The sequence below is a fragment of the Arenibacter sp. S6351L genome (genome assembly GCF_023016025.1).
Taxonomy (GTDB): Bacteria; Bacteroidota; Bacteroidia; order Flavobacteriales; family Flavobacteriaceae; genus Arenibacter; species Arenibacter algicola_B.
On record NZ_JALKBB010000034.1, the window covers coordinates 18911 to 36289 of the forward strand.

Annotated in this window: 18 protein-coding genes; 4 read left to right on the forward strand and 14 right to left on the reverse strand. The window is 39.0% G+C overall.

Going from position 1 to position 17379, the window contains the following annotated elements; all coding sequences use genetic code 11:
- Positions 1 to 16: 16 nt before the first annotated feature.
- Complete coding sequence (gldB, locus tag MWU82_RS20955; RefSeq protein ID WP_247097798.1) at positions 17 to 982, reverse strand: gliding motility lipoprotein GldB; 966 nt, start codon at positions 980 to 982, stop codon at positions 17 to 19.
- Positions 983 to 1075: 93 nt separating this feature from the next.
- On the opposite strand from gldB, the gene nadE reads away from it, so the two are divergent.
- Positions 1076 to 1864 (forward strand): NAD(+) synthase, encoded by a 789-nt coding sequence (gene nadE / locus MWU82_RS20960; protein ID WP_247097799.1) that lies wholly within the window; start codon positions 1076 to 1078, stop codon positions 1862 to 1864.
- Positions 1865 to 2033: 169 nt separating this feature from the next.
- Complete coding sequence (locus MWU82_RS20965) at positions 2034 to 2663, forward strand: response regulator transcription factor (RefSeq protein ID WP_111621715.1); 630 nt, start codon at positions 2034 to 2036, stop codon at positions 2661 to 2663.
- Positions 2664 to 2750: 87 nt separating this feature from the next.
- On the opposite strand, the gene dnaG is transcribed toward MWU82_RS20965, so the two are convergent.
- Positions 2751 to 4730 carry a DNA primase gene (gene dnaG / locus MWU82_RS20970; RefSeq protein ID WP_215950242.1) on the reverse strand — a complete coding sequence of 660 codons (1980 nt, stop codon included), beginning with the start codon at positions 4728 to 4730 and terminating at the stop codon, positions 2751 to 2753.
- 126 nt (positions 4731 to 4856) lie between these two features.
- On the opposite strand from dnaG, the gene MWU82_RS20975 reads away from it, so the two are divergent.
- On the forward strand, positions 4857 to 5123 hold the full coding sequence (locus MWU82_RS20975; RefSeq protein WP_247097800.1) for a zinc-ribbon domain-containing protein: 267 nt from the start codon (positions 4857 to 4859) through the stop codon (positions 5121 to 5123).
- A gap of 71 nt (positions 5124 to 5194) precedes the next feature.
- Here MWU82_RS20975 and MWU82_RS20980 read toward each other — a convergent pair whose 3' ends face one another.
- The 7 genes from MWU82_RS20980 to rsgA form a co-directional block, all read right to left on the reverse strand.
- Complete coding sequence (locus tag MWU82_RS20980; protein WP_247097801.1) at positions 5195 to 6172, reverse strand: polyprenyl synthetase family protein; 978 nt, start codon at positions 6170 to 6172, stop codon at positions 5195 to 5197.
- Positions 6173 to 6341: 169 nt separating this feature from the next.
- Positions 6342 to 7388, reverse strand: a complete 1047-nt coding sequence (gene rlmN / locus MWU82_RS20985) for a 23S rRNA (adenine(2503)-C(2))-methyltransferase RlmN (RefSeq protein WP_247097802.1) — start codon at positions 7386 to 7388, stop codon at positions 6342 to 6344.
- Positions 7389 to 7477: 89 nt separating this feature from the next.
- The gene (gene queA / locus MWU82_RS20990) at positions 7478 to 8527 is read right to left on the reverse strand and encodes a tRNA preQ1(34) S-adenosylmethionine ribosyltransferase-isomerase QueA (RefSeq protein WP_215950238.1); all 1050 of its coding nucleotides are present in this window, start codon (positions 8525 to 8527) and stop codon (positions 7478 to 7480) included.
- Positions 8528 to 8622: 95 nt separating this feature from the next.
- Positions 8623 to 9852 (reverse strand): 3-phosphoshikimate 1-carboxyvinyltransferase, encoded by a 1230-nt coding sequence (locus MWU82_RS20995; protein ID WP_215950237.1) that lies wholly within the window; start codon positions 9850 to 9852, stop codon positions 8623 to 8625.
- 80 nt (positions 9853 to 9932) lie between these two features.
- Positions 9933 to 10259, reverse strand: a complete 327-nt coding sequence (locus MWU82_RS21000; protein ID WP_247097803.1) for a nucleotide pyrophosphohydrolase — start codon at positions 10257 to 10259, stop codon at positions 9933 to 9935.
- Positions 10259 to 10711: a D-aminoacyl-tRNA deacylase gene (gene dtd, locus MWU82_RS21005; RefSeq protein WP_247097804.1), complete on the reverse strand. Its 453-nt coding sequence runs from the start codon at positions 10709 to 10711 to the stop codon at positions 10259 to 10261. Before dtd ends, MWU82_RS21000 begins: the two co-directional genes overlap by 1 nt.
- Positions 10711 to 11661 (reverse strand): ribosome small subunit-dependent GTPase A, encoded by a 951-nt coding sequence (gene rsgA / locus MWU82_RS21010; protein ID WP_215950234.1) that lies wholly within the window; start codon positions 11659 to 11661, stop codon positions 10711 to 10713. Before rsgA ends, dtd begins: the two co-directional genes overlap by 1 nt.
- A gap of 149 nt (positions 11662 to 11810) precedes the next feature.
- Between rsgA and MWU82_RS21015 the strand changes: the two genes are divergently transcribed.
- Positions 11811 to 12206: a hypothetical protein gene (locus tag MWU82_RS21015; protein WP_247097820.1), complete on the forward strand. Its 396-nt coding sequence runs from the start codon at positions 11811 to 11813 to the stop codon at positions 12204 to 12206.
- A gap of 82 nt (positions 12207 to 12288) precedes the next feature.
- On the opposite strand, the gene MWU82_RS21020 is transcribed toward MWU82_RS21015, so the two are convergent.
- From MWU82_RS21020 to MWU82_RS21040, 5 genes are all read right to left on the reverse strand, one after another.
- Positions 12289 to 12963, reverse strand: a complete 675-nt coding sequence (locus MWU82_RS21020; RefSeq protein WP_215950232.1) for a head GIN domain-containing protein — start codon at positions 12961 to 12963, stop codon at positions 12289 to 12291.
- A gap of 281 nt (positions 12964 to 13244) precedes the next feature.
- Positions 13245 to 14327, reverse strand: coding sequence for a bifunctional 3-deoxy-7-phosphoheptulonate synthase/chorismate mutase type II (locus MWU82_RS21025; RefSeq protein ID WP_215950231.1), 1083 nt, complete (start codon positions 14325 to 14327; stop codon positions 13245 to 13247).
- Between the two features lie 9 nt (positions 14328 to 14336).
- Positions 14337 to 15197 (reverse strand): prephenate dehydrogenase, encoded by an 861-nt coding sequence (locus MWU82_RS21030; protein ID WP_215950230.1) that lies wholly within the window; start codon positions 15195 to 15197, stop codon positions 14337 to 14339.
- Positions 15198 to 15306: 109 nt separating this feature from the next.
- Complete coding sequence (locus MWU82_RS21035; protein WP_247097821.1) at positions 15307 to 16452, reverse strand: aminotransferase class I/II-fold pyridoxal phosphate-dependent enzyme; 1146 nt, start codon at positions 16450 to 16452, stop codon at positions 15307 to 15309.
- Positions 16446 to 17276 (reverse strand): prephenate dehydratase, encoded by an 831-nt coding sequence (locus MWU82_RS21040; RefSeq protein WP_247097805.1) that lies wholly within the window; start codon positions 17274 to 17276, stop codon positions 16446 to 16448. The genes MWU82_RS21035 and MWU82_RS21040 overlap by 7 nt, the downstream gene beginning before the upstream one ends.
- Positions 17277 to 17379 lie beyond the last annotated feature (103 nt).

A 17379-nucleotide genomic window follows, 5' to 3' on the forward strand; every position in this document is an offset into this window, starting at 1 on the left:
TGATTTGTATTTACTATTACAGCTTTCTTGGCTTATACCCAGATCTTTTAAATAGTTCTTCCTCGGGTAGGGTCAACATTTCCTGCAAAGTAATCTTATTGTTATCCATAAAGGCCTTGACAATTTGCCAACCTATATATCGTCCTATTTTACCTGGTGACTCGTTATCCAATTCCAATTCAAACTTGGAGAAAGGAGCTGGATCCAAAAATCTTGGGCCCAACTTGCTATTGGTACTGTACAACAATTCGCGTTCAATAAAATAGCGCCAAACCTGCTCTTCGTTGACTGTTGCCCAATCCAACTCATCCGGTGCATAACCTATAATGACAGCTTCATTTTTTTTAGGCATAAGCTGCTGCATTAAATACAGTTCTTTACCGTAATAAACAAGTTGCGACAAAAAAGTACGATCGCGGGGTGGTGCTACAACAGCCTTGGCAAATGCACTGGCCACGTCGCGGGTCATGTATTGTTTGTCCAAATCGTTGGCGATATATTTGGAAATACCTTGATAAAACTTATGGGAACTTCCCAAATAGTTATCAAGACCAACAAGAAGTAAGCTATCCGTTAAAATAATTCTATTGTTATAGTCTACCTCCGAGGTAACTGTAACAACCTTTGGTATCGTATAATTGGGAAAATAATATTTTATATACTTAAACAACCACTCCAAATCTTCACTTTCACTTCCAAAGTCGGGGAAAGTTTTTCCTACCTCTTCCATAACTTCGATTTGTAGGGTGTCCTGTAATTTGGCTACCCAAATGCTATCCGGATAATTGGCAGGAAAAAGATAAGGGTACTTTGCTTTTAAAATTGGGATATCCAAGGGTTTTGCTTCTGCAAATTCCCTATCAAACCTATCAACCTTTACATCTACGTTTATTTTAGCCACCTCATCGGCCAATTTATCGCTGCGATCACAACTGCAAAAAATAATAATTGGGATTAAAAGAAGGAATATGGCCTTTTGCATTCTAAAGTAATTGGGTTAATGTTTTAAATATTAAACTCTAGGCTTTATTTTTACGGTGCAAAGTTAAGTTTTTAAACCTAATAAATTGTTCATATGCAGACCGAAAAAGTTATAGACCACATTGTAACCTGGTTACAGGAATATGCCAACAAAGCAAATATGAAGGGATTTGTAATCGGAATTTCCGGAGGAATAGATTCCGCAGTAACCTCTACCTTATGTGCAAGAACAGGACTACAACTTTTATGTTTGGAAATGCCCATTCACCAAGCCGAAAGCCAAGTAACCCGCGCATCCGACCATATAAAATGGTTAAAAAAGAACTATCCCAATGTTGAAAGACTAGAGGTGAACCTTACACCCACTTTTGATAGTTTGGTGAATGCACTGCCCGCTGTTGACAACGAGGAAGATAGGTTTATGTCCTTGGCCAATACAAGGGCCAGGTTAAGAATGACCACTTTATATTACTTTGCCGCCTTAAACAAACTGCTGGTGGCCGGTACCGGGAACAAGGTGGAAGATTTTGGCGTAGGCTTCTACACGAAATATGGGGATGGCGGTGTAGACTTAAGTCCGATCGCCGACCTACTCAAAACCGAAGTATACGAAATTGCCAAAGTCCTTGGCATTAACGAAGACATTATTAAGGCCGCACCTACAGATGGCCTATGGGGCGATGACAGAACGGACGAAGACCAAATAGGAGCATCCTATCCAGAATTGGAATGGGCCATGCAAATGGAAGGAGAAGGAAAAGTGGAGACGGATTTTTCTGATAGACAAAAAGAGGTTTTTCAGATATACAAAAGATTTAACCGCGCAAACAAACATAAGATGGTTCCTATTCCTGTTTGTGAAATACCAAATATGTTAAAATGAACATCTCACCTAAGAACCAAGTGATTAAATCGAAAAAACATGTGAAAATTTTCGGTTTTGGATAAAAAAATGAAGCTTTGCTTATCGAATTAGATATTTTAACCCTACATTGCATGTCAGTATTTTTAGACATGATTATTGATGTTGAAATCTAGAAAAATAACCCAAAATGATCAAAATTTTAATTGCTGATAATCATCCAATAGTTCGGATGGGCGTAAAACAAGTCTTGGAATCGGTTTCTGATATTCAAGTGATCGCCGATGCATCTACCACCACGGAATTATTCAATAAGTTGGAACTTTTTACCCCGGACGTAATTCTTCTGGAAATGGACATCCCCGAAATTAATGGCATTGCAACTCTTAGAAAAATAAAAAAAGAGTACCCCAACATAAGGGTTTTGATCTATAGCGGTCAATCTGAAGATGTTTATGCTTTAAGCACCATTCGTGCCGGAGCTTTTGGTTACCTATCCAAAACATCGGAAATAGATTATATTATAAGTGCTATACGAAAAGTTAGCGAAGGCAATATGTTTATTACCAACGAATTGGCTCAACGCCTAGCTTTTGATGAAGGCACACAAAAACCAAGAAGGTTCTTTAGAAAACTTTCCACAAGGGAGGTAGAAGTCCTTAAGCTCTTGGCCAGTGGAAAGCGAAATAAGGAAGTAGCCCAAGGCTTGGATCTGAACGAAAAAACGGTCAGTACCTACAAAGCGCGTTTAATGCGTAAATTAAATGTGGACAACTTAGTGGATTTACTACAGCAGGCCAAAGCTTTGGAACTGTACTAGATATAGAATAACCAATCAAGAATAAAAAAGACTGATTTCCTGACAAATAGGACTTCAGTCTTTTTTTATTTATCCTATTCAGAAATCCTAAGAAAGAACCCTGTTGAGCTTTTTGTTCAACAATACATTGAGTTGTATATAGTTCATAATCTCTTCCATGGTTTCCATATTTCCTTCCTGATTATCCAAGGTGTTCTGCTGAAGGGAACCTATCCTCTTTTTTATCAAGTAACATCTAAGTGTTAAAATGGTTTCGCTCACCAACTGGGAAATACCTACTTTTTTATCTTTCGGATATATATCCTTTCGTTCCCACTGATGTAGAGCATACTTTTCCTCTTCCATTAAAATGGAAGAAATTTCCGTTGCCAGTTCTTGGTCCAAATTTGCTATAAAGGTGGTAATGGAAAAAATCTCCTTCTCATTAAGGTCTTCCATTAATCTATAATAGATATTTCTGAACTGCTCATTTGCCAACTCAATTTCATCGTCTTGTAAATCTAGATATATCTTTTCATATACTTTGGCATCCAGGGATTCAGGCTCCAGTTCCAAATCACCTTTTTCATTTTCCTTTAAAACAAGATCCTCGAATTGTTGGTCCAAATCCCCATAAAGCAGCAACATCTCTATAATCTTACGCTCCAGCTCATATTGCACATCTACCTTTTGTCGCTGTGGTTCGTTCTTGACCACATCAAAGGCCTGTTGCTCCTGCTTTACCTTTTTATTGGCGTCCGATACATCCTTTTTCCCAATCTGAGCCAAGGTATTGAATAGAACAGCCTCGGAAATATTCATGATCTGTGCGCACTCCTGTATATAAATTTCCTTCTGTATCCTATCTGGAATTTTAGAGATACTATTAACAATATCCCTAACCGTATCCGCTCTTTTAATAGGGTCGTTAGCAGCTTCCTCTACCAATAATGAAGCTTTGAACTGAATAAAGTCCTTGGAATTCTCCTGTAGGTAGAGCACCACATCCTCGTAATCATTGTTCTTGGAAAAACTATCCGGATCTTCCCCTTCCGGGAAAGTACACACTTTTACGTTCATCCCCTGTTCCAGAATAAGGTCTATCCCTCTTAGTGATGCCCGCAATCCGGCCGCATCCCCATCGAACAAAACCGTTATATTCTTGGTGAGCCTATTAATCAACCTTATTTGATCTGAGGTCAGGGCCGTACCACTGGAAGAAACTACATTGTGAATACCCCGTTGGTACATCTGAATAACATCTGTATACCCTTCTACCAAGTAACAATTATCTTCCTTGGCAATGGCCTGCTTGGCAAAGTATATACCATACAGCACCTTGCTTTTGTGGTATATATCGCTTTCCGGGGAGTTTAAGTATTTAGCCGCCTTTTTATCATTCGTCAATATTCTGCCTCCAAAACCTAGCACCCTACCGCTCATGCTGTGTATAGGAAACATAACACGCCCTTTAAACCGATCAAAGGTCTTTTTGTTATCCCTATCTGCAGCATCGTCCTTGACAATAGTAAGGCCTGTTTTCTCCAAATAATCCAATTGATACCCCTTACCAAGGGCCGCTTTGGTAAAACCGTCCCACTGATCCAAACAATACCCCAGATCAAACTTTTTGATGGTATCATCCGTAAATCCACGTTCCTTAAAATAACTTAAACCAATGGCCTTACCCTGCTCTCTTTCCCATAAGACCTCCGAAAAATATTTTTGGGCAAATTCAGAAACCAGATACATGCTCTCCCGTTCATTGGTCTGCTCTTTTTGTTCGTTGCTCAGCTCTGTTTCCTCAATTTCAATATTGTACTTTCTGGCCAAATATTTAATGGCCTCAGGATAGGAGAAATGCTCGTGCTCCATTAGGAAGGCAACGACGTTCCCTCCCTTGCCGCTACTAAAATCCTTCCATATCTGTTTTACCGGGGAGACCATGAAACTGGGACTTCGCTCATCGGTAAACGGACTTAATCCTTTGAAGTTGGAACCAGATTTTTTTAATTGTACAAAATCCCCGATCACCTCCTCCAAACGGGCAGTCTCATATACTTTGTCTATGGTGGATTTTGAAATCAATCTTTACATTTTTTTAGCAGGCTAAAGATAGTACTTTAAGGGCTGTTGAAAAAAGGAAAAGCCATGCTTGTAAAATAAATATTGGTTAAATTGCGATTTTCATTTAGATGTATAAACAAATAGGAAATGATATTATTTCTAGGAACAAAACCCGGAAAAACAACTTCAAAATTGCTACAAAACGTTGCTTGTCCCTATTGTGACAACAAAGGCACCTTAACAGCAGTAACAAGTACCACCTATTTCCACTTGTTTTGGATTTCCCTTTTTAGAGTGGGTACGCATACCATCATTAGCTGTTCCCATTGCAAAAAAACCTATTTTCAGGATGAATTTACGGAAGAAATGCAACGCAGTATTGAAACTGGAACAAGCTTGGAGCAAAAAAACTAAAATTACTTCAATTATCACGAACCAAAGTGCAGTCCCAAACCAATATTATACTTATCTACAATAGCAAAGATTTACTTTTTACGATCTACCACGTAATTTACCATAAGTTCAAGCGAACTTTTATATTCCGAATCTGGATAGGTATCCAATAGGTCCAATGCTTCTTCCTTATAGGCAAGCATCTTTTTTACGGCATATTCCAGGCCATCGTTGGCTTTTACAAAGGCAATGACTTCCTTGACCCGTTTTTTATCCTTGTTGTGGTTCTTAATAGAATTGATCAACCATTTTTTTTCGGTCTTGGAACATTTGTTAAGTACGTATATCAATGGCAAGGTCATTTTTTGTTCCTTTATATCGATCCCCGTAGGCTTGCCAATTCTTTCCTCCCCGTAATCGAACAGATCATCCTTGATTTGAAAGGCCATACCAATTAATTCGCCAAATTTTCTAAAAGTTTCCACATCCGGGGAATCAGGTTTAACGGAACAGGCACCCAAACTACAGCAAGCGGCGATCAAGGTTGCCGTCTTCTGCCTAATAATGTCGTAATACACCTCCTCTGTAATATCCAAGCGCCTCGCCTTCTCAATTTGCAGTAATTCTCCCTCGCTCATTTCACGCACAGCGACAGAAATAATCTTAAGAAGATCAAAATCCCCATTATCTATAGATAACAGAAGCCCTTTTGAAAGTAGATAGTCCCCTACCAAAACAGCAATTTTGTTTTTCCATAAGGCATTTACAGAGAAGAAGCCGCGACGTTTATTGCTATCGTCTACCACATCGTCGTGTACCAGGGTGGCGGTATGTATCAGTTCAATGACCGATGCCCCCCTATACGTCCTTTCGTTTACCTCCCCGTTATTCAACAGTTTGGCGGTAAGAAAAACGAACATTGGTCGCATCTGCTTCCCCTTTCGGTTAACGATATAGTAAGTAATCCTATTTAATAAGGCAACCTTGGAAGACATGGATTCATAAAACTTTTTTTCAAAAAGTTCCATTTCCTGATTAATCGGTTCCTTTATTTGGGATACAATTTTCAAGGGATAATTTAGGCTGTTTTGGATTGCTAGTTCAGTTGCGTAAAATTAGGTAAAAAAACATAGTAATTAACAGCCATAAATGGTAATGTAACCCTAAATTATAGATTTCAGCGAATTTGCAATAGGAATCGACAAAGAACAAAGTGGCCTTGCCCTATATTAGGTTTCCCTACGATTTATTTGCCAATTGCCCACAGGCAGCATCAATATCCTTGCCCCTAGAACGCCTAACGGTCACCGTTATGCCATTTTTTTCCAATGTTTCCACATACATTTCTATGGCGGCATTATTAGCTTGTTGAAATTCCCCGTCGTCTATTGGATTGTACTCGATAAGGTTAACCTTGGAGGGGGCAAACCTGCAGAAATCCACCAAGGCATTTGCATCTCTTTGAGTGTCATTAATACCTTGCCAAACCACGTATTCATAGGTAATCCTACTTTTTGTCTTTTGGTACCAATAGTCAAGTGCCTCCCTTAGATCGGCCAAGGTAAAAGTTGCATTGAAGGGCATTATGGAAGTCCTTATTTCATCTATGGCAGAATGCAAGGATACCGCCAATTTAAATTTTACTTCCTCGTCTGCCATTTTCCGTATCATTTTGGGCACACCTGAAGTGGATACGGTTATACGTTTGGGAGACATCCCCAATCCTTCCGGAGAGGTTATCTTATCAATGGCCTTAAGTACGTTGTTGTAATTCATCAACGGCTCTCCCATACCCATAAAAACAATATTGCTCAAAGGGCGGTCAAAATATAACCTACTCTCATTGTCAATGGCTACCACTTGGTCATAAATCTCGTCAGGATTTAGGTTTCTCATCCGCTTTAGTCGGGCAGTAGCACAAAATTTACAATCCAAACTACAGCCCACTTGGCTGGACACACAGGCGGTAGTCCTGGTTTTAGTAGGAATCAAAACAGATTCCACAATAAGATCATCGTGCAAACGAACCGCATTTTTAATGGTTCCGTCGCTACTGCGCTGCATTTGATCTACCTTTATATGGTTGATCACAAAATTATCCTCCAACATCTGCCTGGTTTCCTTGGAAATATTGGTCATATCCTCAAAGGTATGTGCCGATTTTTGCCACAACCATTCATAGACCTGGTTACCCCTAAAGGCCTTGTCTCCCTGGCTTTCAAAGAACGACCTAAGTTGTTCTTTGGTAAAAGCCCTTATATCCCTTTTGTTTTTTGCAACTTCCACTTTCTAAAGATAAATGATTCTATAAAAAAATCCCGCCATTCCAGAATTATCCTGGATACTGACGGGATCTTAGTATTATTTTTGGATACTTATATAATCAACATTGCATCCCCGTAAGAATAAAATTTATATCCTTCCAAAATAGCCTCCTTGTATGCCTTCTTCATTAAGTCGTGCCCCATAAAAGCTGAAACCATCATCAAGAGTGTAGATTTTGGCAAGTGAAAATTGGTCACCATAGCTGTGGCAATACTAAAATCGTATGGAGGAAACACAAACTTATTTGTCCATCCATCAAAAGTATTTAAAGTCTGCTGAGAAGATACCGCACTTTCCAAAGCCCTCATAGCTGTAGTACCTACAGCACATATTCTACGCTTCTTAACTTTGGCCGAGTTAACTATTTCGGTTGCCTTTTCATCTATGATCAATTCCTCACTATCCATCTTGTGCTTGGAAAGATCCTCTACTTCCACCGGATTAAAAGTCCCTAGACCTACATGAAGGGTAACCTCAGCAAAGTCGATTCCCTTTATTTCCAATCTTTTCAACAAATGCTTGGAAAAATGCAGACCAGCGGTAGGTGCTGCAACCGCACCTTCATGCTTTGCATAAATGGTTTGATATCTTTTTTCGTCTTCGGCCTCTACCTTACGTTTAATGTATTTTGGTAAAGGAGTTTCACCTAGTTCCTTTAATTTTCTTCTAAAATCGGTATAGGAACCATCATAAAGAAATCTTAGGGTTCTTCCACGAGAAGTGGTATTGTCTATTACTTCGGCCACTAGAGTTTCATCATCACCAAAATAAAGTTTGTTCCCAATTCTTATTTTTCGTGCCGGATCTACCAAAACATCCCAAAGACGTTGTTCCTCGTTTAGTTCACGTAATAAAAAAACCTCGATTCTAGCGCCGGTCTTTTCTTTATTACCATATAATCTTGCTGGAAAAACTTTGGTGTTATTAAGCACCATAACATCGCCCTCATCAAAATAGTCTATAAGATCCTTGAACATTTTGTGCTCAATTTTACCTGTATCCCTGTGAACCACCATTAATTTGGACTCATCTCTGTTCTCTGCCGGATATTCTGCCAATAATTCGTTTGGAAGTTCAAAATTGAAGTGCGATAATTTCATCTAGTATATTCCTTAAATTTAGATTAATGTTTAGCGGCTGCAAATATACGACTAAGCAAGGGGCGATGTCAAGTAAAACACCATTTAAATAAAAATCAAACAGTTTGCACCTTGAATTTCAGATTTTTCATATCCTCCCAAAAGTCTGGATATGACTTGGATACCACTTCCGCATCGTTCACGAACAGTGTAGTCTTGAGGGCCAATGGAGCAAAGGCCATGGCCATTCTATGATCGTTATAGGTATCAATTGCAATTTCCTTTTTTATTTCCTTGGAAGGCTCCAAAGTCAGAGTTTTGTCGGTAACGGATATGGATGCGCCCAACTTGGTCAATTCCGTCTTTAAAGCTTCCAGTCTATCGGTTTCCTTAATTTTAAGGGTATGTAGGCCCGTCATATGACATCCTACGCCCAAACCTAAACAAGTCACGGCAATGGTCTGCGCAATATCCGGTGCATTTGCCAGGTCCAAATTGAAGCTGGTATTATTGGGAGCTGCGTTTTTTTTCAAAATAACCTCGTGGCCATGAAAGCTGGTTTCCACTCCAAAATCCTTGTATATTTCCTTAAGGACACTATCCCCCTGAAGGCTGTTCTTATTATAGGCGGACAATGATATTTCCGTACCTATATCACAAAGTGCAGCTATACTATAAAAATAGGAGGCGGAACTCCAATCCGATTCTACCACTTGGATGGTAGGTTCAACTGTCGTTTTTGGCGATACCTTAATCGTATTCCCCTGAAAAGAACTGGTTACCCCAATTTGGGAAAGCAGACCCAAGGTCATTTTTATATATGGTACCGATGTAATTTTACCCACCAGCTCCAACTCAATTCCATTTTCAAGACTTGGGGCTATTAGAAGCAAGGCTGAAATATATTGACTACTAATATCGGCAGGTAGACTAACTTTATGCTTTGTCAACTTTTTACCCTTTATGGCAATAGGCGGATACCCTTCGTCCTTTAGATAACTTATTTCCGCACCCAGACTCCTCAATGCCTCCACCAATACTTTTATAGGCCTTTCTGTCATTCTTTTTGATCCTGTGAGGGTAACTTCTTTATTCTCCTGTGACGCAAAATAAGCGGTTAAAAAACGCATGGCCGTACCTGCGTGATGAATATCTACCACACCATTACTGATCTGCAACCCCTTTTGCATAACCTCCGCATCATCGGAATTGGAAAGGTTATCGATTTTTATAGAGGGAAACAAGGCCTGTAGCAACAACAATCTATTGGATTCACTTTTGGATCCGGTTATTTTTACTGTTGATTTTATTAGGGTTTCAGTAGGAGTAGATAAATGTAGCTTCAATTTATATGGAATTATTTAGACTTATTTGCTTAATTTTTTGTTTTGGAATGAATGCACAAAAACAAACGACAAATATAGCACTATTTCAGCTTTTTATTGTTGTGGTGGCGGTCATGATCGCGTTTGGTCTTAAGGTTTAATTTTTTATCAAAAGACTCCTGTAAGTTTATTCCCGTCTGATTGGCCAGACACAGTACCACAAAAAGCACATCTGCCAATTCTTCCCCTAAATCTTTATCCTTGTCCGACTCCTTTTCACTTTGCTCCCCATAACGCCTGGCAATTATTCTAGCCACCTCCCCTACTTCCTCTGTAAGTTGGGCCATATTGGTAAGTTCGTTAAAATAGCGTACTCCATGGGCCTTGATCCATTCGTCAACAGCTTCCTGTGCGTTTTCTATGTTCATTATTCTCTATTTTTTGTATCTATTTGAATGGTTACCGGCCCATCGTTAAGCAGCGCCACTTTCATGTCCGCTCCAAAAACACCAGTTCCAACCTTTTTTCCAAGATTTTTTTCCAATTGGGCCACAAAACTTTCATACAGGGGAATAGCAATCTCCGGTTTTGCAGCTTTTAAATAACTTGGCCTATTTCCTTTCTTTGTGGATGCATGTAACGTAAATTGACTAATTACCAAGGCCTCTCCCTCCTCCTGAAGCAGGGACAAATTCATAACTCCATCCCCATCATTAAAAATCCTAAGGTTTACAATTTTATTGGAAAGCCACTTAATATCATCGACTGTATCCGCATCCTCTATTCCCAAAAATATAAGTAGTCCGTTCGAAATTTTTGAGATTACTTTCCCATCTACCGTTACACTCGCAGTGGTTACCCTTTGTATTGTTGCACGCATTACTTTTCCCCGTAAATATCCATTCTATAATTCTCTTGTTCCCCGCTCAACATTTGCACATAACTCTTGTACCTGCTCCAAGCCACTTCATTATTCTCCAAGGCCTTCTTTACTGCACAATGGGGTTCATCCAAATGCAGGCAATTATTAAACTTGCATTCGCCTTTTAACTTAAAGAATTCTGGAAAATAATCCCCTATTTCCTCCTTCTCCATATCTACTATACCAAATCCTTTGATTCCAGGGGTATCGATAATCTTGGCCCCACATTCCAAATCGAACATTTCCGCGAAAGTGGTAGTGTGCTGCCCCTGCATATGCTGGGAGGATATTTTTTTGGTCTTCAAGTCCAATTGAGGCTCTATAGCATTGACCAAGGTGGATTTCCCCACTCCGGAATGCCCCGAAAACATACTTGTTTTTCCTATCATCAATTCCTTTACCTTATCCACATTTTTTCCGGTCTTGGCAGAAATCCCTATACACGTATAACCAATTTCCCTGTAAAGGTTTGCTAGATATTTTATCTCATCAAGTTCCTCTTCACTATAGGTATCAATCTTATTAAAAAGCAAAATAGCAGGAATATGGTATGCCTCGGAGGTCACCAAAAAACGATCTATAAAACTTGTAAAAGTGGGCGGATTGTTTAAGGTTACTATCAGGAAAACCTGATCCAAATTAGCAGCAATAATATGGGTTTGTTTGGATAGATTTACCGACTTTCTAATTATATAGTTCTTCCTATCCTTAATTTCGGTAATAATACCCTGGAAATTTTCATCGGCCCCATCCACGTCAAATACCACCACATCCCCAACGGAGACAGGATTGGTGCTCTTTATTCCCTTAAGCCGAAATTTCCCTTTGATCCGGCATTCGTAGAAAGCCCCTTCAGCGGTTCTTACGCTGTACCAACTTCCAGTAGATTTATATACGGTTCCTTCCATTAAAGAGTTCTGACATATTTGTTTACAAAGAAACAACTTTAGTTTTATACTAGCTTTTAAAATTCATCGTTGTTAAACAATCATAAATCATAAAAACACGAAAAATGAAAAACTTTCTGCTCATTGCTTGTCTAGTAATTACAGCCATTATGGATGTAAATGCCCAACAATTTAAAGTAATCACCAGTGTCGAATCCATAGTCCCCAGTGGCTTGGGAAGATCACGGCTCATTAGCGCCACAGAGGATAGGGATTATAAGGAATTCACCAGTGAACAAACTGATGAAGACAATACAAGAAATAAATCTGACCGAGGTGATATACGGGTGAAGAATTTTGAAGAAACCAAACTTTTAAATTTTTACAATATTGGAGGAATCAGATTCCAGAATATTGCTGCCAATGACGCCTTAATATCATCAAAAATAAATGCCATGGTGGCCGAAGGATGGGAACTGGCCTTTGTTACCAGTGCCGTTGAAAGCGATAGTGGCAAAGACGATGGTCAGGGCATTTTTATTACCCGATACATCTTTAAGAAATAATCTTCTAGGGCATCAAAAAAAACTAAACCCGGTCTATTTGGCCGGGTTTTATTTTTACAATCGTGTTTAAAAAAAAGTCGTACTAATCCATAATTTTCACCCTTCCACCAGCAAATGTATTCTTATTGACCGATTTTGGGTTTCCGTAAACGTACACATCCCCTCCAGCTTTGATATTAATATCTATTGCCTCCGAAGCAAACATTGCCGCCTCTCCGGCAGCCGTTATCTTAATACTGGCTTTCTCACTAAGAAGCGGTTTACCTTCAAAAACTCCCCCTGTATTTAAAACTACCTCCTGATTTATAGTTTTTCCCGAGGCCTCAACATTACCTCCGGTAACACATCTTACGACCAATTGGTGAACATCTAGTCCAACCTTTATTTTGGCCCCTTCCTGGGTCTTCAGTTCAATCTTTTCCTGGCTTAAGGTTTCGTTGACCGTAATTCTTGCGCCCTCATTTCCGTCAATTAGGTCTATATTTTTAAAATACACCTCCACAAAGGTGTTTTCTCCGTGAAACTTTTTATCCAGTTCCATCTTTATTTTAAGGACTCCTTTTTTATTTACAATCTGGATATCATCCACGTTATCCCCTTTTACCAAAACCTTATTCTCATTAGATTTAATAAGATTCACCTCTATCAAATCATAAACCTTTACCTCGTTAAAATCACCTACCGATTTATCAACTATTCGCTGGGAATACCCTATAAACGATAGACATACAAAACCAATTACCAAAACATTTTTCATTATCATTAATATTTTTATTAAACTTCCATTAAAGCATTTGGGGGAAACTTTGAACTATTAGTTCCATTCACTTGGTAAAGATGGTACAAAAGTAGATTTGTTACACTAAATTATACAAACAATTAACTTTATCAAATATCCGTCATCCAATTTTAACTGCATCCAGAATTTTCTTAAAGCAGGGGCACAACAAATAATTCGCCTGAAACCAAAAGAAAACATTGAACATAAAAAAAACCACGCCATTAGGCGTGGTTTTAACGGTATACCAATAAAATAGTTTATGAGTTGATAATCTTCTCTTGGTGATTTATGGATTCCTGGTGAATTGCCTTAAACATCTTTAAAACAAATTCCTCACTTAATCCTTTTGCTTCCCCTTCCAGGATCATGGCACCTAAAATCTGATTCCATCTGTTAGATTGCAAAACAGCAACATTTTTTTGCTTCTTTAATAACCCAATCCCATCAGAGATCTTCATTCTTTTACCTAGCATTTCTATCAACTGGCTATCAAGAACATCTATTTGCGCTCTCAGGTTACTAAGTTGACTAGTATACTCTGCTTCCGAATCCGACTCTTTTCTAATTTTCAAATCTCGCATAATCTGGATCAATTTGGCCGGAGTTACCTGTTGTGCGGCATCACTCCATGCGTTATCAGGATCGAAATGGGTTTCGATCATAAGACCATCAAAATTAAGATCCAAAGCAGTTTGCGAAACATCAAAAATCATTTCCCTATTCCCTGTGATGTGCGAAGGATCATTGATTAAAGGCAAATCAGGAAATTTATTTTGAAACTCGATCGCTAATTGCCATTCGGGAATGTTCCTATATTTTGTTTTTTCATAAGTAGAGAAACCTCTATGAATGGCACCTAAGTTTTTAACACCGGCGGTATATAATCTTTCGATTCCTCCTAGCCATAAAGCTAAATCCGGATTTACTGGATTCTTTACCAATACAATTTTATCCGTACCAGCCAAAGCATCTGCAATTTCTTGCATTATAAATGGACTTACGGTTGATCTTGCACCAATCCACAATAAATCAACATCATGCTCCAATGCCAATTTCACATGGGCAGCATTAGCTACTTCGGTACAAGTTTTCATACCGGTTTCCGCCTTAACTTTTTGCAACCACTTTAAACCTAAAGCTCCCACCCCTTCAAACATTCCAGGACGCGTTCTTGGTTTCCAGATACCAGCACGATAGTAATTTACATCGGTATCTTTTAACTCATTGGCAATTCGAAGCACCTGCTCCTCTGTTTCCGCACTACATGGCCCGGCAATTACTAACGGATGGTCCAATTTCATATCGTCCAACCATGTTCTCATTTCTTTTAAATTTTCCATTTCTATACTCTATTTTTTGTTAAGTGGTATTCCGTTTAATATTTCCTTTATTTTATTGGTACTATTCATTTCCTTATAGATGCCTTCATAATCATCGGCTATCAACATTGCTTTAAACTCCTTCAAATTCTGTATATATTCTCCCAAGGTTTCAACTACATTATCCTTGTTCTGCCTAAAAATTGGGGTCCACATGGCAGGTGAACTCTTTGCCAATCTAACAGTGCTTTCAAAACCACTGCCCGCCATATCAAAAATATCGCGTTCATTCCTTTCTTTCTCAATTACTGTCTTTCCCAGCATAAAGGAACTTATATGCGACAAATGTGAAACATAGGCAATGTGTTTATCATGTGCCTCCGGATTCATATACCGTATCCGCATCCCCAATTGCTGAAAAAGTTCCAATGCTTTTTCCTGTAATTTAAAGGCAGTTTTCTCTATTTCGCAAATGATATTGGTCTTTCCCATAAACAAACCTTCTATGGCCGCAGAGGGACCTGAAAATTCAGTTCCCGCAATAGGGTGGCAAGCAAGGAAATTTCTTCTCTTGGGATGGTTTTCCACAACATGGCAAATCAGGGACTTTGTAGATCCCACGTCAATTACCACCGCATCATCATTAATGGCATCCAATATTTTTGGTAGTTCCAGAACCATAACATCTACAGGAATCCCCACTATTACGAAATCGGCCTGGTTCAGTTGACCATAATCTGCCTTTTCATCGATCAAAGATAATGACAAAGCCTCATCCAAGTGTCCCTCATTGGCATCAATGCCATAAATTTTGGATTCCGGCCTATTGCGTTTAATATCCTTGGCCAGAGACCCTCCGATTAATCCGATACCAATTACAAATACATTCATCTTTTATTGTTAACAGAGAAAAAAATGCTAGAAAACAGTCAAAGAATTAACCAGTTATACTTTATCATTTTCCATTTCCTCTTTCCTATATTCTTATTTCATTTTCTTATTAAAACCTACCTATCGCTTCTTTAATCTTATCTGCCGTAACACACAATGAGAATCGAATATACCCCTCCCCATTTGAACCAAAAATAGTTCCAGGAGTAATAAAAATATTCTTGTCATAGAGCACCTCGTCAATGAACTTTTCAGAAGACGAAACCCCGGAAGGTAATTTGGCCCAAACGAACATCCCTACAGCATTTTTATCATACGTGCAATCCAGCTTATCCGCCAAAGCGAACATTAATTCCCGCCGCTCATGATACACCTTGTTTAATTCACTAAACCATGATTCACTACTGTTTAAAGCGGCGATGGCTCCCTTTTGGATCCCGTAGAACATCCCGGAATCCATATTGCTCTTTACCTTTAAAACGGCATTGATATGCTCACTGCTCCCTAGAACCATCCCAACTCGCCAACCTGCCATATTAAAGGTCTTGCTTAAGGAATTCAATTCCAAGGCCACATCCATAGCCCCCTCCATCTCCAAAATACTTATAGGGTTCTGGTTCAACACAAAACTATAGGGATTGTCATTAACCAATAAAATATCATTTTCTTGGGCAAAAGCTACAAGATCTGTCAATTGTTCCCTACTTGCCGTAGCACCTGTTGGCATATGTGGATAACTAGTCCACATCAACTTCACTTTTGTTAGGTCTTGCTGCTTCAATTCTTCCAAATCCGGAAACCAACCATTTTTACCTATCAGATCATAATACCTCGGCACTGCTCCAACCAAATTGGTTACCGACGTGTAAGTAGGATACCCAGGATTGGGAATCAACACCTCATCTCCAGGGTTCAAAAAGGCCAGACTAATGTGCATGATACCTTCCTTAGACCCCATCAAGGGCAATACTTCATTTTGTGGATTTACCGTTACCCCAAATTTGTTTTTATAGAAAGTTGCAAAGGCCTCCCTTAGCTCTGGCAAGCCCTGATAACTCTGGTATTGATGCGCCCCATCATGCGTCAATGCCTCTTTTACCGCATTCTGCACCTCGATGGATGGCTCCAAATCAGGACTTCCTATTCCCATATTTATAATAGGCCTTCCTTCCGCCATTAATCCCCTAACTTCCCTAAGCTTTTTAGAAAAGTAGTATTCTTCAACTGTATTTAATCTGTTTGCCGTAATCATAATACTCTGGCATTTTTATATTCTCCCAATACTTTAAATTCTTCGGCCATAATTTCCAATAAAGCCTTTGCTTTTTCAAAATGTTTATATTTTTCAAAAGTTACATCAACAAAGAAGGAATACTTCCAGGGCGTCTGAATTACCGGAAGGGATTGTATCTTAGTAAGGTTCAAGTTACAATCGCTCATCACATTCAAAATAGCAGCAAGACTACCTCGTTTATGATCAGTGATAAAACGCACCGATGCCTTATTAATTTCATTCTCCGGTAAAGCCTTATTTTGTGTCTTTACAATTATAAACCTAGTTGCGTTATCCTTTATGGTCTGTATTTCAGAATGTATAATTTCCAAATCGTACAATTCGGCAGCAACTTTTGGCGCAATGGCCGCTACCCCCATTAACTGATTTTCCTGGATTCTTTTTGCTGTCTCAGCAGTATCCACATCTTCCACCAGTTTGATGTGCCCGTAATTTTTAAAAAATTCATTACACTGCAGCAGTGCCATTGGATGGGAGCGAACCTCTTTTATATCATCAATGGTCTGCCCCTTTAAAGCCATCAGGTTATGATGTATATTTAAATATTGCTCCCCAATTATATGAAGGTTTTTATGGAAGACCAGGGCGTAGTTGGGTATAATGGACCCCGCAATGGAATTCTCTATGGCCATTACCCCCTTATCCGCTGTTTTATTGATCAAGTGATCTACCAAAATATCGAAGGATGAACATTCCACGAATGTAACATCATCGCCAAAATAATCCTTCGCCACCTGATGATGGTTAGAACCTTTAATACCTTGTATTGCAATTTTTAATTTCACCCCTTTTTTAATTATCTTTCGGCCTATCAGAGACTTACCGCTAAACTCCTTGGTAACCCCACTCCCTTTTCGAAAGTTATATCCAAAAAAAAAGTCCTGGTTT

Bases quoted from the DNA above. Each gene is read 5' to 3' on its own strand.
- nadE (WP_247097799.1), top strand. From the start codon at position 1,076: ATGCAGACCGAAAAAGTTATAGACCACATTGTAACCTGGTTACAGGAA.
- queA (WP_215950238.1), bottom strand. From the start codon at position 8,527: ATGAAATTATCGCACTTCAATTTTGAACTTCCAAACGAATTATTGGCA.
- MWU82_RS21015 (WP_247097820.1), top strand. From the start codon at position 11,811: ATGGATGTAAATGCCCAACAATTTAAAGTAATCACCAGTGTCGAATCC.
- MWU82_RS20975 (WP_247097800.1), top strand. From the start codon at position 4,857: ATGATATTATTTCTAGGAACAAAACCCGGAAAAACAACTTCAAAATTG.
- MWU82_RS21030 (WP_215950230.1), bottom strand. From the start codon at position 15,197: ATGAATGTATTTGTAATTGGTATCGGATTAATCGGAGGGTCTCTGGCC.
- gldB (WP_247097798.1), bottom strand. From the start codon at position 982: ATGCAAAAGGCCATATTCCTTCTTTTAATCCCAATTATTATTTTTTGC.
- MWU82_RS20965 (WP_111621715.1), top strand. From the start codon at position 2,034: ATGATCAAAATTTTAATTGCTGATAATCATCCAATAGTTCGGATGGGC.
- MWU82_RS21000 (WP_247097803.1), bottom strand. From the start codon at position 10,259: ATGAACATAGAAAACGCACAGGAAGCTGTTGACGAATGGATCAAGGCC.
- dtd (WP_247097804.1), bottom strand. From the start codon at position 10,711: ATGCGTGCAACAATACAAAGGGTAACCACTGCGAGTGTAACGGTAGAT.
- rsgA (WP_215950234.1), bottom strand. From the start codon at position 11,661: ATGGAAGGAACCGTATATAAATCTACTGGAAGTTGGTACAGCGTAAGA.
- MWU82_RS21020 (WP_215950232.1), bottom strand. From the start codon at position 12,963: ATGAAAAATGTTTTGGTAATTGGTTTTGTATGTCTATCGTTTATAGGG.
- MWU82_RS21025 (WP_215950231.1), bottom strand. From the start codon at position 14,327: ATGGAAAATTTAAAAGAAATGAGAACATGGTTGGACGATATGAAATTG.